Consider the following 13,504-nt stretch of genomic DNA (forward strand, 5'->3'; position numbering starts at 1 on the left):
GAACACTGACAAACGGGATGTTCGCGTGTTTGACACCTTGAGTGACCGCCTGTCCGGGATCTTCACCAAGCTCCGCGGCAAGGGGCGGCTCACCGACGCCGACATCGACGCCACCGCGCGCGAGATCCGCCTCGCGCTGCTGGAGGCGGACGTTGCGCTGCCGGTGGTCAAGGGCTTCATCGCGGCCGTCAAGGAGCGGGCCCGCAGCTCCGAGGTTTCCCAGGCGCTGAACCCGGCTCAGCAGATCATCAAGATCGTCAACGAAGAGCTGATCACCGTGCTCGGTGGCGAGGGCCGGCGGCTCCAGTTCGCCAAGCAGCCGCCGACCGTGATCATGCTGGCCGGCCTCCAGGGTTCCGGTAAGACGACCCTCGCCGGCAAGCTGGCCCGCTGGCTCAAGGCCCAGGGGCACCAGCCGCTGCTCGTCGCCGCCGACCTCCAGCGCCCCAACGCCGTCGGGCAGCTCCAGGTGCTCGGTGGCCGGGCCGGTGTCGAGGTGTACGCCCCGGAGCCCGGCAACGGCACCGGTGACCCGGTGCAGGTGGCCCGCGCGTCGATCGAGCACGCGAAGCGCGCCGCACGCGACATCGTCATTGTCGACACCGCCGGCCGGCTCGGCATCGACGCCGAGATGATGCAGCAGGCCGCCGACATCCGCGACGCCGTCTCGCCGGACGAGGTCATCTTCGTCATCGACGCGATGGTCGGTCAGGACGCCGTCCGCACCGCCGAGGCGTTCCGCGACGGCGTCGGCATCACCGGTGTGGTGCTCTCCAAGCTTGACGGCGACGCCCGCGGTGGTGCCGCGCTGTCGGTCCGCGAGGTCACCGGGCAGCCGATCCTGTTCGCCTCCACCGGTGAAAAGCTGGAGGACTTCGACGTCTTCCACCCCGACCGGATGGCCAGCCGGATCCTCGGCATGGGCGACGTCCTCACTCTGATCGAGCAGGCCGAGCAGGCCTTCGACTCCGATCAGAAGGAGAAGATGACCGCCAAGCTGATGGGCGGTGAGCAGTTCACCCTGGACGACTTCCTCGACCAGCTCATCGCGGTGCGGCGGATGGGCCCGATCGCCAACGTGCTGGCCATGATGCCCGGCATGGGGCAGATGAAGGACCAGCTCGCCGATCTGGACGACAGCCACTTCGACCGGGTCACCGCGATCATCCGGTCGATGACCCCGGGTGAGCGGACCAACCCGAAGATCATCAACGGTTCCCGCCGGGCGCGCATCGCCAACGGCTCCGGGGTCACCGTGATGGACGTCAACCAGCTGCTCAACCGCTTCGCCGACGCGCAGAAGATGATGAAGCAGATGGGCGGCATGATGGGCCTGCCCGGCGGTGGCCGCCGCAAGGCGACCAAGTCGCCGAAGAACAAGCGCAAGGGCACCAAGGGCGGCGGTCGTCCGCGTACGGGCGCCGGCGCCGGGATGCCCGCCGGCTTCCCGGGTGGCATGCCGCAGCTCCCGCCGGGGATGGACCCGAACGACCTCGCTGGCGGCCAGGGTCTCCCGCCCGGCTTCAAGCTCCCGAAGATCGACTTCAACAAGCTCGGCAAGGGCGGCGACAAGGGCCCGCGCTGACCTCTGTGCCGGTCGAGGACCACCTGCTCGCCCCCGACGGGGAGTGATCGGGTAGGACTGTGCGCATGGCTCTTCATGTGCGCGGCGTGCTGCTCCCCGACGACGAGGTACGGGATCTCTGGCTGGTCGGCGACCGGGTGACCTTCACCCCGGTGCCCGATTCGGAGACCGTCGTCGACGGTGGTTTCGTGCTGCCAGGGCTTGTCGACGCGCACTGCCACATCGGCATCGCCCGAGGTGGCGCCCCGATCACCTCGCTCGACCAGGCCCGCGCGTTGGCCCACGTCGACCGGGACGCCGGGGTGCTGGCGATCCGGGACGCCGGCTCGCCGTACCCGTACCCCGAACTGGACGACGAGCCGGACCTGCCGCGACTGGCCCGCGCGGGCCAGCATGTCGCCCCGCCGAAGCGCTACCTGCGCGACATCGGCGTGGAGGTGGACGCCACCGACGTGGCCGCGGCGGTCGCCGCTCAGGCGCGGGCCGGCAACGGCTGGGTCAAGCTGGTCGGCGACTGGATCGACCGGGGCGTCGGTGACCTGGCGCCGGCCTGGGACGCGGATACCCTCACCGCGGCCGTGCGGGCGGCGCACGACGCCGGGGTACGCGCCGCGGTGCACACCTTCTCCGAGTCGGCCGTCGAGATCATGGTGCGGGCCGGCGTCGACTCGGTGGAGCACGGCACCGGGCTCAGCCTCGACCTGATCGACGAGATGGCCCGCCAGGGCACCGCCCTGGTCCCCACAATGATCAACATTGCCACCTTCGGGGGCATCGCCGAGCAGGCACGGGGCAAGTTCCCCGGGTACGCCGACCACATGCTCGCGCTGCGCGACGGCTTCCCCGAGGTGGTGCGTGCCGCGCACGAGGCTGGGGTGCCGATCTACGTGGGCACCGACGCCGGTGGCGGCATCGATCACGGGCTGGCCGCCGAGGAGATGCTGCTGCTGCACGAACAGGCCGGCATGGCACCCATCGACGTACTCGCCGCCGCCTCCTGGGGCGCCCGTGCCTGGCTCGGCTTCCCCGGGCTGGTCGAAGGCGGCCTCGCCGACCTGACCGTCTACCCCGAAGACCCCCGTAGCGACCTGCGCGTCGTCCGCGCCCCGTCCCGCACGATCCTCCGCGGCCGCGTCATCCGCTGACCCCGCGAGAGCGTCGCCCCCGCCGGGCCGCGCCCCGCCGGGCTGTTCCGCGCCGGGCTGTTCCGCGCCGGGCTGTTTCGCCGGGCCGTGCGTGCGCCGCAAGATCGCGCTCGAACCAGGATGTAGTGGCCTCGGCGCTTGGGGATGCCACTACATCCAGGATCGAGCGCGATCTTGGAGTGCGGCGAGATCAATGAGGAAGAAGATCCCCGCAACATCAGGGATGTTGCTGCCTCCTGCGCGCCTGATGCAGCAACATCCGGGAAGTTGCTGCGGATGTTGGCGCGGGGCGCGGGGCGCGGGGCGCGGGGCGCGGGGCGCGGGGCGCGGGAGCGCGGGAGCGCGGGAGGCGGGGAGGCGGAGGGGGCGCACGGGCGGGCGGGGCGGAGGGGGCGCACGGGCGGGGCGAGGGGCGCGGGTGCGGGGGCTAGTGGGCTGGGCGGGCGGCGGCGCTGAAGAGGCGTACGGCAAGGTCGGCGAGGGCCGTGGCGGTCTGCTCGATCGGTTCGCGGGGGAGCACGATGTGGCTGACCACCAGGCGGACGATGGTGTCGGCGGCGAAGGCCAGCGCGGCGTGGTCCGCTCCGGGCAGGTGGTCGCCGGCCCAGTCGATCAGAGCGCCGGACGCCTCGGTGAGCACCACCTCGGCCCGGGTGGTGAGGTACGGCAGTAGCTCGTCCGAGCCGCCCCGGGCGCTGGTCAGGATCGCCTTGATCAGCGGGTTTTCCCCCGCCGTGGTGAGGGTGTGCGCGATAGCCGCGTACGCGCCGGCCCGTACGTCGGTGCCGTGGGCGAGCAGAGCGGCCCGGACGGCGCCGACGAAACGGTCCACCTCGGCGCGGGCGAGCGCCTCGGCCAGCCCGGCCTTGCTGCCGAACTCGTTGTAGACGGTCTGTCGGCTCACCCCGGCGGCAGTGGCGACGGCACCCATCCGGACGCCGTCCCATCCGGTCGCGACGGTCAGCGCGCGGGCGGCGTCGACGATGCCGGTCCGTACCGGGGTGGGTTCCCTCTGCTCAATCATGGTGGTCGAAGTGTAAGTCGGCGTGTCGGCGGGGGCCGGTCGGCGATCGGGCTGGTCGGCTGCCGGGCCCAGCGCACCCAGTTCGCCGCCAGGTGTGCCATATCGGGGGCCTCGGGCTCGGGGCTGGAGCCGCTTCGGGGTGCGGATCGAGGAAGGCCTTGACGGCGGATGCCAATGATGCCGCGCCCGAGCGCACCGCCCTGACGAGCGGCGCATAGGATGTGCGGTCATGGCACGCGTGCTCACTCCCCGTGCGGAGGATTTCCCCCGCTGGTACCAGGACCTGATCGCCAAGGCGAAGCTGGCCGACAACGGCCCGGTTCGCGGCACCATGGTCATCCGACCGGCCGGCTACGCCATCTGGGAGCGTATGCAGGCTGAGATGGACGCTCGAATCAAGGCGGCGGGTGCGGAGAACGCGTACTTCCCGTTGTTCATCCCCGAGAGCTACCTCAAGCGCGAGGCGCAGCACGTCGAGGGCTTCTCGCCGGAGCTGGCGGTCGTCACCCACGGTGGTGGCAAGCCGCTGGCCGAGCCGGTGGTGGTGCGTCCGACCAGCGAGACGGTCATCGGCGAGTTCATGGCCAAGTGGATCGACTCGTACCGGGACCTTCCGCTGCTGCTGAACCAGTGGGCGAACGTGGTCCGGTGGGAGCTCCGTCCGCGGATCTTCCTGCGTACCAGCGAATTCCTCTGGCAGGAGGGGCACACCGCGCACGCCACCCGTGAGGACGCCCGGGCGTACGCGCGGCGGATCCTGCACGAGGCGTACGAGGACCTGATGGTCAACGTGATCGGCATTCCGGTGGTGGTCGGCCTGAAGACGACGCGCGAGCGCTTCGCCGGGGCGACGGCCACGTACACCTGCGAAGGCATGATGGGCGACGGCAAGGCGTTGCAGCTGGGCACCAGCCACGAGCTGGGCCAGAACTTCGCCAAGGCGTTCGACATCAGCTACTCCTCCAAGGAGGGCGGCCGGGAGCACGCCTGGACCACGTCCTGGGGCACGTCCACCCGGATGCTCGGCGGCCTGATCATGGCGCACGGCGACGACAACGGTCTGCGCGTGCCGCCGAGGCTCGCGCCGATCCAGGCGTACGTCATGATCGTCAAGGACGGCGACGGCGTCGGCGAGGCGGCGGCCAAGCTGCGCGACGGCCTGCGCGACGCCGGTGTCCGGGTCGCGCTCGACGACCGGACCGACACCCCGTTCGGCCGCCGGGCCGTCGACGCCGAGCTGCGCGGCTATCCGGTACGCGTCGAGGTCGGCCCCCGTGACCTCGCCGTGGGCAACGCGACGGTGGTGCGTCGGACCGACGGCTCGAAGACTCCGACGCCGGTGGCGGACGTGGTCACCGCGGTGCTGGCCGCGCTGGAGACCGACCAGCAGGTGCTGCACGACCAGGCGCTGGCGAACCGCGAGTCGCGCACCGTGGAGGTGGCGACCCTGGCCGAGGCGATCGAGGCCGCCGCGACCGGCTGGGCGCGGGTGCCGTGGTCGGCGGTCGGCGTGGCCGGTGAGGCCGAGGCGAACGGTCAGGGCGTCACGGTGCGCTGCCTGCTGCGCGCCGACGGTTCGGTACCGGACTCGGAGGACGAGCCGGATCTGGTCGCCATTCTCGCCCGCGCCTACTGAGGTGCGGCCGGGCAACCCCGTCGACCGGTTCGAGCCGGGTCGGCTGATCATGCATCGGAACGTGCGGCACGGCCGGATCGGGTGGGCCCGGCCGGCCCGCGTGGTCAGCGACGACGATCGAGGGTTGCTGGTCTGGATCGCCCGGGACTCGCCGGTGGCCCACGAGGTGACCGAGGCCGGGCTGGGGATGCGGGCGATGCCGTTCGCCGAGTGGATCTCGTCGACGTACCGGTTGGCGCAGGGGCGCTGGAACGGCCCGCCGCTGTTGAAGTTCCTGCCCACGGGGGCGGCGCACTCCGTCTGGTGGTTCCGGGACGCCCTGGGCCGGTTCGCCCACTGGTACGTCAACCTTGAGGAGCCCGGCGTCCGCTGGGACGACGGCCCGGTGGCCGGCGTCGACGTGGTGGACCAGGACCTGGACGTGGTGGTGTGGCCGGACCGCAGCTGGGAGTGGAAGGACGAGGGCGAGTTCGTCGAGCGGCTCGCCTTCGGCGCTGACTACTGGGTGACCGACGAGAAGGCGGTCCGCGCCGAGGGGGAGCGGGTGATCGCGCTCGCCGAGGCCGGCGAGTTCCCGTTCGATGGCACCTGGTGTGACTTCACACCCCCTCCGGAGTGGGGCATACCGGACAAACTTCCACCGGGATGGGATCGTCCACCGGTGCGCTGAGCGGTACCCCAGGCCACCGACAGCGCGGTGTACGGGTCCGATGCGGGAGATCGGCATCGGATCTGGCAGAATAGGTCGCTGGTATCCGGCGCGCGTCCGGCGCCCTCTAACCCGGGCACGTCGCCAGTCCACCGAGTAGTCTCCGGCCCAACCCCACTGTGCCGGTCGGCGCTCACCCATGCACACCGCCCGCTTGGGCCGGTGAGATCGCAACAGGAGCGAAACAACTGTGGCCGTAAAGATCCGGCTCCTGCGGATGGGCAAGATCCGCAACCCGCAGTACCGCATCGTCATCGCCGACTCGCGCACCAAGCGCGACGGCCGGGCGATCGAGTTCGTCGGGGTTTACCAGCCCAAGGAAGACCCCTCGATCATCGAGGTCAAGTCGGAGCGGGTCCAGTACTGGCTGTCCGTCGGCGCTCAGCCGAGCGAGGCGGTGCAGCGGCTGCTGGAGCTGACCGGTGACTGGCAGAAGTACAAGGGCCTGCCGGCCCCGCCGCCGCTCCTGGTCGCCCCCGAGCGGGCCGACCGCAAGGCGGCGTACGAGGCTGAGGCGAAGGCCGCCGCCGGGCTCGCCCCGGAGACCCCGGCCAAGCCGGCCAAGAAGGCCGCCAAGGCTGCCGAGGCTCCGAAGACCGAGGCTCCGGCTGAGGCTCCGGCCGCCGAGGCGCCGAAGACCGAGGCTCCGGCCGAGGCCCCGGCCGCTGCCGACGCCGGTGAGCAGGCCTGACATGCCACTGCGTCCGGCGTTGGAGCACCTGGTCAAGGGCATCGTCGACCACCCGGACGACGTCCGGGTGCGGATGGTCGATTCCCGTCGGGGCAAGCGGCTCGAAGTCCGCGTGCACCCCGAGGACCTCGGCACTGTGATCGGGCGGTCCGGCCGGACCGCCAAGGCGCTGCGCCAGGTGATCGGCTCCATCGGCGGGCGCGGGGTTCGCGTCGACATCGTCGACTCGTACTGATGCAGCTCGTCGTCGGCAGGATCGGCAAGCCGCACGGTGTCCGCGGTGAGGTCACCGTGGAAGTGCGGACCGACGAGCCCGAGGCACGGTTCGCCCCCGGCACAGTGCTGCGCACTGAGCCGGGGGCGACACCCCCGCCAGCCAGCGATGAGCCCGGGGTGCCGTTCCGGGTTCCCGCGGAGCTGACCATCGAGGAATCCCGCTTCCACCAGGGTCGGGTGCTGATCGCGTTCGAGGGCATCCTGGACCGCAACACCGCCGAGGCGCTGCGCGGGACGCTGCTCGTGGTGGACAGCGCCGACGTGACCCCACCGGATGACCCGGAGGAGTTCCACGACCACCAGCTGGTCGGGTTGGCCGTGGTGACCCCGGCCGGCGAACGCCTGGGCGAGGTCGCCCGCATCGACCACGCGCCCTCGTCCGACCTGCTGGTGCTGCGGCGCCCCGAGGGGCGTACCGCGTTGATCCCGTTCGTCCGGGCGATCGTTCCGGAGGTCGACCTGGCTGGCGGACGTGTGATCGTCGACCCGCCAGCCGGACTGCTCGACCTTTAGGACCAGCCCGCATGCGCGTCGACGTCGTGTCGATCTTTCCGGAGTACTTCGCCCCGCTGGACCTGTCGCTGATCGGACGGGCGCGGGCCAACGGCGTACTCCAGCTCGCCGTGCACGACCTGCGGACCTGGACCCACGACGTGCACCGCACTGTCGACGACACCCCCTACGGTGGCGGGCCGGGAATGGTGATGCGCCCCGAGCCGTGGGGTGAGGCTCTGGACGCTCTCGCGCCGCTCGACGCCCCGCCGCCAAGGCTGCTGGTGCCGTCGCCGGCCGGTGCCCCCTTCACCCAGGCCATGGCGTACGAGTTGGCGGCCGAGTCGCATCTGCTCTTCGCCTGCGGTCGTTACGAGGGGATCGACCAGCGGGTCCTGGCGCACGCCGCCACCCGGATGCCGGTCACCGAGGTGTCGCTCGGTGACTACGTGCTCTTCGGCGGCGAGGTCGCGGTCCTGGTGATGCTGGAGGCGGTCACCCGGCTGCTGCCGGGGGTGCTGGGCAACGCGGGCTCGTTGGACGAGGAGTCGCACGCGCACGGGCTGCTGGAGGCGCCGATCTACACCAAGCCGCCGAGTTGGCGTGGGCACGACGTGCCGGAGGTGCTCCGCTCCGGTGACCACGGCAAGATCGCCCGCTGGCGGCGCGAGGAGGGTCTGCTGCGCACGGCCGCCCGCCGGCCGGACCTGCTGGCCGCGCTGCCGGCCGATCGGCTCGACAAACGGGACATCGCGGCCCTGGACCAGGCCGGATTTCAGCCTCCACCGGGGGATGTGGCAAAGTAGGGGGGTTGCCGCATCCGTCCGCGCCCGCGGTCGGCTGTGAGGATCCCCGACCGGGGTCGGTCCGCCGATCACCACCCGGGAATCAGAATCACCCACCCGCGCACCGAGTGACGGTGCGCCGTGAGCCTTACGAGGACGCAGCGATGAACATCCTGGACGCCCTTGACGCCCAGTCGAAGCGGACCGACCTTCCCGACTTCCGGGCCGGTGACACCGTCAAGGTGCACGCCCGCGTCGTCGAGGGCAACCGGTCCCGTGTCCAGATCTTCCAGGGCGTCGTGATCCGCCGCCAGGGTGACGGTCTGCGCGAGACCTTCTCGGTCCGCAAGGTCAGCTTCGGTGTCGGCGTCGAGCGGACCTACCCGCTCAACGGCCCGGGCATCGACCGGATCGAGGTCGTGACCCGCGGTGACGTGCGTCGCGCCAAGCTCTACTACCTGCGCGAGCTGCGCGGCAAGAAGGCCAAGATCAAGGAGAAGCGGGAGAAGCAGCCCAGCTGACTTCCCGCTCGCCACGCCGCCCGAGCTGCGCGTATGCCGTACCGACCAGAGCGCACTACCCTGGTCGGTACGGGCGCAGCGAGGCGGCGGTCCCGCCCAGGTGGCGGGCAGTTGTCCACTACCGCCCGTGGAGCCTCGACGAGGCTCCCGGGCGGTGGTGTTTCTGCGGACCGGGGAGTGGCGTGGTGCAGACGCTTGACGAGGACGGCACCGTCGATCCGTGGCGCCGACGGGCTCGCCGCACCCGCCGGCAGATGCCTCTCTGGCAGGAGCTGCCGCTGCTGCTGGTGGTCGCGTTCTGTCTCGCGGTGCTGATCCGCACCTTCCTGCTCCAGGCGTTCTTCATTCCGTCCGGCTCGATGGAGGACACCCTCCTCGTCGGTGACCGGGTGCTGGTCAACAAGGTCGTCTACGACGTCCGTGACCCGCTGCGCGGCGAGGTGGTGGTCTTCCGGGGCACCGACCGCTGGGCGCCGCAGGTCGACGAGCAGCCGAAGCCCGGTGTCGCCGGCCGGCTCGCCCGCACCGTCGGCGACCTGGTCGGGGTGAGCCGCCCCGGTGAGAAGGACTTCATCAAGCGGGTGATCGGTCTCCCCGGTGACCGGGTCAAGTGCTGCGACAGTCAGGGTCGGGTGACGGTCAACGGCATCCCGCTCAACGAGTCGTACGTCCTGCGGGACTCCCCCCTGGACCTGCCGCCCAACCCGGCGGAGTGTCGCTCCCGGCGCTTCGACGAGATCGTCGTGCCGCCCGGTCAGATCTTCGTGATGGGTGACCATCGCGAGGTCTCCCAGGACGCGCGTTGCCAGGGGCCGGTGCCGATCGACAACGTGGTCGGCCGGGCCTTCATGGTGGTCTGGCCGTCGTCGCGGTGGAGTGCGCTGTCGGTGCCGTCCACGTTCGAGGACGTCTCCGGGCCGGCCACGGCGTCGCCCGGTGCGACTCCGGCGCGACCGACTCCACAGGGCGGTGTGCTGCTGATGCTTCCGTTGGCAGCCGCGCTCCGTGGTTCCCGCGCGTTCCGGACGGTGCCGTCCAGCCGGGCAACGTAGGCTCCTTGGCGTGATTGACGAGCAGACCGACAAGCCGCGCAGCTCCTTCTGGAAGGAGCTGCCGATCCTGCTGGGTGTGGCGATCCTGGTCGCGGTGCTGGTCCGCGCCTTCGTGCTGCAGACCTTCTTCATCCCCTCCCCGTCCATGGAAAACACCCTCAAGATCGATGACCGTGTGCTGGTCAACAAGTTGGTCTACGACTTCCGGTCACCGCACCGCGGCGAGGTGATCGTGTTCAAGGCTCCGACCGCGTGGAGCGGCAACCCCGACGGTGAGGACTTCATCAAGCGGGTGATCGGCATCCCCGGGGACCACGTGGTCTGCTGCGACCCCGAGGAACGGCTGATGATCAACGGCAAGTCGCTGGACGAGCCGTACATCTTCTCCATGGACGGGATTCGCGACAAGCCCGCCGACCAGGAGTTCGACATCACCGTGCCGGAGGGCCGGCTGTGGGTGATGGGCGACCACCGGTCGGCCTCCGGCGACTCGCTGGAGCACTGGCAGCAGTCCCAGCAGAACATCACCGAGGCCACGATCCCCGAGGACGACGTGGTCGGGCGGGCGTTCACCGTCTTCTGGCCGGTCAGCCGGGCCACCTGGCTGACGGTGCCCGACGGGTTCGACGGCATTCCCAAGCCGTAGGCCGTACGGGGCGTGGGCGATCCGTCCCCGGTCTGGCAGGCTGGTGCGGTGACCGTCTACACCCCTCGACGCGCGGCCCGCGTGCTGCTCGTCGACGCGGCCGGCCGGGTCCTGCTGTTCGAGGGCTTCGACCCGGCCCGACCCGGGCACCGATACTGGTTCACCCCCGGCGGTGGGCTCGATCCGGGGGAGGCGCCGGCAGTGGGCGCGGCCCGGGAGTTGGCCGAGGAGACCGGCCTGCGGCTCGACCCGTCCCAGCTGGGCGAGCCGGTCTGGTCCGACGCGACCGAGTTCTCCTTCGACGGCATCTGGTACCGCCAGGAGCAGGATTTCTTCCTCTTCCGGGTGGACTCCTGGCAAGTGGACACCACGGGCTTCAACGACATCGAGCGACGCAGCATCGCCGACCACCGCTGGTGGGTTCCGGACGAGTTGGCGGCCAGCGGTGACCGGTTCTACCCGCCCGAACTGCCCACCCTGCTGACCCGGCTGGGGCAGTCGACCACCGCCGGCCAGGACGAGGCGTCGTGCTGACCCCGCCGCGCACCGTGGTGCGCCGCGAGGCCGGCCTGTACGCCCTGGAGCGGGCGTTGCAGCGGCGTGGCTTCCGGCACGTCGCCGGCGCCGACGAGGCGGGCCGGGGGGCGTGCGCCGGTCCGCTGGTCGCCGCCGCGGCAGTGCTGCCCGAGGGGCGGCGTGGCGAGATCGAGGGGCTGGCCGACTCGAAGCTGCTCACCCCGGCCAGCCGGGAACGGGTGTACGCGGAGGTCGTGGACCGCGCGCTCGCGTACGCCGTCGTGGTTATCCCAGCCGAGGAGGTCGACGCCCGGGGTCTGCACGTGTGCAACCTGGCCGCAATGCGCCGGGCGCTCGCCTCGCTCACCACCCGCCCGGAGTACGTGCTGACCGACGGGTTCGGCGTGGACGGCCTGGGTGTGCCCGGGCTGGCGGTGTGGAAGGGCGACCGGGTGGCCGCGTGCGTGGCGGCGGCCAGTGTGCTGGCCAAGGTCACCCGGGACCGGCTCATGGTGGAGTTGGACGGGGTGTTCCCGGCGTACGGCTTCGCCGAGCACAAGGGGTACATCACCCCGGAGCACTCGGCGGCGCTGCGGGAGCACGGGCCGTGCCGGGAGCACCGGTTCTCGTACGTCAATGTCGCCGCGGTCTCCGGCCGCGACGGCCGGCCGCCGCGCGCCCGACGGCCCGGCGGCCACGGCCCGGATGAGCCGATGGAGCGCTCGTGGGCGTCAGGGGGTACCGTCGGCGTGGCGTTGGGCGAGCAGCCTCGGCCTCCGACGCCGGTGGGGGAAGATGTGGCCATGGAAGGCGGAGTGCGATGAGCGCGGAAGATCTCGAGAAGTACGAGACCGAGATGGAGCTGCAGCTCTACCGGGAGTACCGCGACATTGTCCGCCAATTCTCCTACGTGGTGGAGACGGAGCGCAGGTTCTACCTGGCCAACCAGGTCGACCTGCACGTGCGGAACTCCGACGGCGAGGTCTACTTCGAGGTCGAGATGCACGACGCCTGGGTGTGGGACATGTACCGTCCTGCCCGCTTCGTGAAGAACGTCCGGGTGATGACTTTCAAGGACGTCAACGTCGAGGAGCTGGAGAAGCCCGACATCTCACTGCCCGCCGACTCCGGCTTCGGCGGCTGAGCGCACCCGAGCCCCCGGGGCCGTGCCACGGGCCCCCACCCGTGGCGTGACACCCACCGCCGATCACTCGGCCGGCACCACGACCTCGACCCGCTGCACCATGTTGTTGGCGAAGCCGCCACGGTTCCACTGTTGCTCGACCGGCTGGGTCCGCCCGGACGCGTCGGTGGCCCGCGCGCCGAGCACGTACCGGCCGGGGCTGGCGACCCACTCGTGCCGCCAGCGCCGCCAGGCGAAGTCCCCCGCGTCCGCCGGGTCCAACTCGGCCGGCGACCAGCTCTGCCCTCCGTCGGTGGTCACCTCCACGGCGACCACCGGGGCGTGCCCCGACCAGGCCCGACCATCCAGCGTGCACGAGCCGGGTCGCAGCACCCGACGGCGCGACATGAAGTCAGGGAAGCCGGGCGGGCGGACCAGCGCCCGCGGCTCGATCCGGGTGACCGGCACGCCCGGGTCGTCCGCGTCGCGGCGTACCCGGTAGGCCACCGCGTTCTGGTACCCCTCGAACGGCTCGGTCCGCAGCTCGATGGAGTGGACCCACTTCACGTGCGCCATGCCGTACCAGCCCGGCACGATCAGGCGCAGCGGCGCACCGTGCTGCGGCAGCAGGGGAGCGCCGTTCATCTCGTACGCCAGCAGCACCTCCTCGCGCAGCGCGTCGGCGACCGGAAGCGCCCGCTGGTAGTCCTGCTCGATCCCGCGCTCCACGCCGTGATCGGCGCCGGTGAAGACCACGTCCACCGCGTCCGGGTCGACGCCCGCCTCCCGCAGCAGCGGCGCGAGGGGGGTGCCGGTCCACTCCGCGTTGCCGACCGCCTCGACCAGCCAGGGCTGGCTGACCGGCCGGGGGTGCAGCAGGGCCCGCCCGTTGCCGGCGCACTCCAGTGTCACCTGCCGGGTGACGCGGGGGCGTTCGCGCAGGTCGGCGAGGGTGACCGCCAACTGACGGTCCACCGCACCGCCGATGGTCAACGTGTGCGTCGCCGGGTCGAGCTCCGGGATGTCGTAGTGGATCAGCAGGTAGTGCAACCCGGCCGGGGTGACGTCGTAGCGCAGCGCCTCCAACGGGATGCCGTGGTTGCGGGCCGCGAGCTGCAACTCCTCGGCGCTGATCGTCTCGTCCGGCTCCGCGAGCCGGGACGGGCCGCTCACGTCGGCCACCGTCGGCCCGGTGGGGTACGACGTCCGGTCATCGAGAGTGGTCATGCGGCCTCCCCGGTACAGACGGCGGCACCCGCCGTACGCGGCCCAGCCTAGGCCCTCCGTGTCGGCCCGAAAACGG

General features: G+C 71.4%; 16 protein-coding genes. 14 read left to right on the top strand and 2 right to left on the bottom strand.

All coding sequences use genetic code 11. The annotated features are described in order from the left end of the window. The first annotated feature begins 25 nt into the window (after positions 1-25). Positions 26-1,585 carry a signal recognition particle protein gene (gene ffh / locus MED15_RS17610; RefSeq protein WP_112605981.1) on the top strand — a complete coding sequence of 520 codons (1,560 nt, stop codon included), beginning with the start codon at positions 26-28 and terminating at the stop codon, positions 1,583-1,585. A gap of 65 nt (positions 1,586-1,650) precedes the next feature. Beyond that, the gene (locus tag MED15_RS17615; RefSeq protein WP_112605978.1) at positions 1,651-2,730 is read left to right on the top strand and encodes an amidohydrolase family protein; all 1,080 of its coding nucleotides are present in this window, start codon (positions 1,651-1,653) and stop codon (positions 2,728-2,730) included. Between the two features lie 427 nt (positions 2,731-3,157). Here MED15_RS17615 and MED15_RS17620 read toward each other — a convergent pair whose 3' ends face one another. Beyond that, positions 3,158-3,754 (bottom strand): TetR/AcrR family transcriptional regulator, encoded by a 597-nt coding sequence (locus MED15_RS17620; RefSeq protein WP_112605999.1) that lies wholly within the window; start codon positions 3,752-3,754, stop codon positions 3,158-3,160. A gap of 229 nt (positions 3,755-3,983) precedes the next feature. Between MED15_RS17620 and proS the strand changes: the two genes are divergently transcribed. The 12 genes from proS (at position 3,984) to MED15_RS17680 (ending at position 12,222) form a co-directional block, all read left to right on the top strand. Then, on the top strand, positions 3,984-5,390 hold the full coding sequence (gene proS / locus MED15_RS17625; RefSeq protein WP_112588417.1) for a proline--tRNA ligase: 1,407 nt from the start codon (positions 3,984-3,986) through the stop codon (positions 5,388-5,390). A gap of 49 nt (positions 5,391-5,439) precedes the next feature. Continuing rightward, positions 5,440-6,060 carry a ribonuclease FAU-1 family protein gene (locus MED15_RS17630; RefSeq protein ID WP_112732024.1) on the top strand — a complete coding sequence of 207 codons (621 nt, stop codon included), beginning with the start codon at positions 5,440-5,442 and terminating at the stop codon, positions 6,058-6,060. Positions 6,061-6,289: 229 nt separating this feature from the next. Then, positions 6,290-6,790, top strand: a complete 501-nt coding sequence (gene rpsP, locus MED15_RS17635; RefSeq protein ID WP_112736214.1) for a 30S ribosomal protein S16 — start codon at positions 6,290-6,292, stop codon at positions 6,788-6,790. Continuing rightward, positions 6,765-7,025 carry an RNA-binding protein gene (locus MED15_RS17640; protein WP_172862164.1) on the top strand — a complete coding sequence of 87 codons (261 nt, stop codon included), beginning with the start codon at positions 6,765-6,767 and terminating at the stop codon, positions 7,023-7,025. Before rpsP ends, MED15_RS17640 begins: the two co-directional genes overlap by 26 nt. Further along, complete coding sequence (gene rimM, locus MED15_RS17645) at positions 7,025-7,579, top strand: ribosome maturation factor RimM (protein WP_112588422.1); 555 nt, start codon at positions 7,025-7,027, stop codon at positions 7,577-7,579. Before MED15_RS17640 ends, rimM begins: the two co-directional genes overlap by 1 nt. Positions 7,580-7,590: 11 nt before the next feature. Further along, on the top strand, positions 7,591-8,364 hold the full coding sequence (gene trmD / locus MED15_RS17650; RefSeq protein ID WP_112588424.1) for a tRNA (guanosine(37)-N1)-methyltransferase TrmD: 774 nt from the start codon (positions 7,591-7,593) through the stop codon (positions 8,362-8,364). Positions 8,365-8,507: 143 nt separating this feature from the next. Further along, a complete protein-coding gene (gene rplS / locus MED15_RS17655; protein WP_030335223.1) occupies positions 8,508-8,864 on the top strand; it encodes a 50S ribosomal protein L19 in 357 nt (118 codons plus the stop codon). A 182-nt stretch (positions 8,865-9,046) separates the two neighbouring features. Further along, positions 9,047-9,916 carry a signal peptidase I gene (gene lepB, locus MED15_RS17660; protein ID WP_091400281.1) on the top strand — a complete coding sequence of 290 codons (870 nt, stop codon included), beginning with the start codon at positions 9,047-9,049 and terminating at the stop codon, positions 9,914-9,916. A gap of 10 nt (positions 9,917-9,926) precedes the next feature. Further along, positions 9,927-10,562, top strand: a complete 636-nt coding sequence (gene lepB, locus MED15_RS17665) for a signal peptidase I (RefSeq protein WP_112588428.1) — start codon at positions 9,927-9,929, stop codon at positions 10,560-10,562. A gap of 48 nt (positions 10,563-10,610) precedes the next feature. Continuing rightward, positions 10,611-11,096 carry an NUDIX hydrolase gene (locus MED15_RS17670; protein WP_112736312.1) on the top strand — a complete coding sequence of 162 codons (486 nt, stop codon included), beginning with the start codon at positions 10,611-10,613 and terminating at the stop codon, positions 11,094-11,096. Beyond that, entirely contained in the window at positions 11,090-11,902 is an 813-nt protein-coding gene (locus tag MED15_RS17675) for a ribonuclease HII (protein ID WP_112699866.1), read from the top strand. Before MED15_RS17670 ends, MED15_RS17675 begins: the two co-directional genes overlap by 7 nt. Further along, positions 11,899-12,222 carry a DUF2469 domain-containing protein gene (locus tag MED15_RS17680; protein ID WP_007075222.1) on the top strand — a complete coding sequence of 108 codons (324 nt, stop codon included), beginning with the start codon at positions 11,899-11,901 and terminating at the stop codon, positions 12,220-12,222. Before MED15_RS17675 ends, MED15_RS17680 begins: the two co-directional genes overlap by 4 nt. A gap of 63 nt (positions 12,223-12,285) precedes the next feature. Here MED15_RS17680 and MED15_RS17685 read toward each other — a convergent pair whose 3' ends face one another. Then, positions 12,286-13,428 carry a sulfite oxidase gene (locus tag MED15_RS17685; protein ID WP_112736216.1) on the bottom strand — a complete coding sequence of 381 codons (1,143 nt, stop codon included), beginning with the start codon at positions 13,426-13,428 and terminating at the stop codon, positions 12,286-12,288. Positions 13,429-13,504 lie beyond the last annotated feature (76 nt).

The sequence above is a fragment of the Micromonospora noduli genome (assembly GCF_003264475.1).
Classification (GTDB): Bacteria; Actinomycetota; Actinomycetes; order Mycobacteriales; family Micromonosporaceae; genus Micromonospora; species Micromonospora noduli.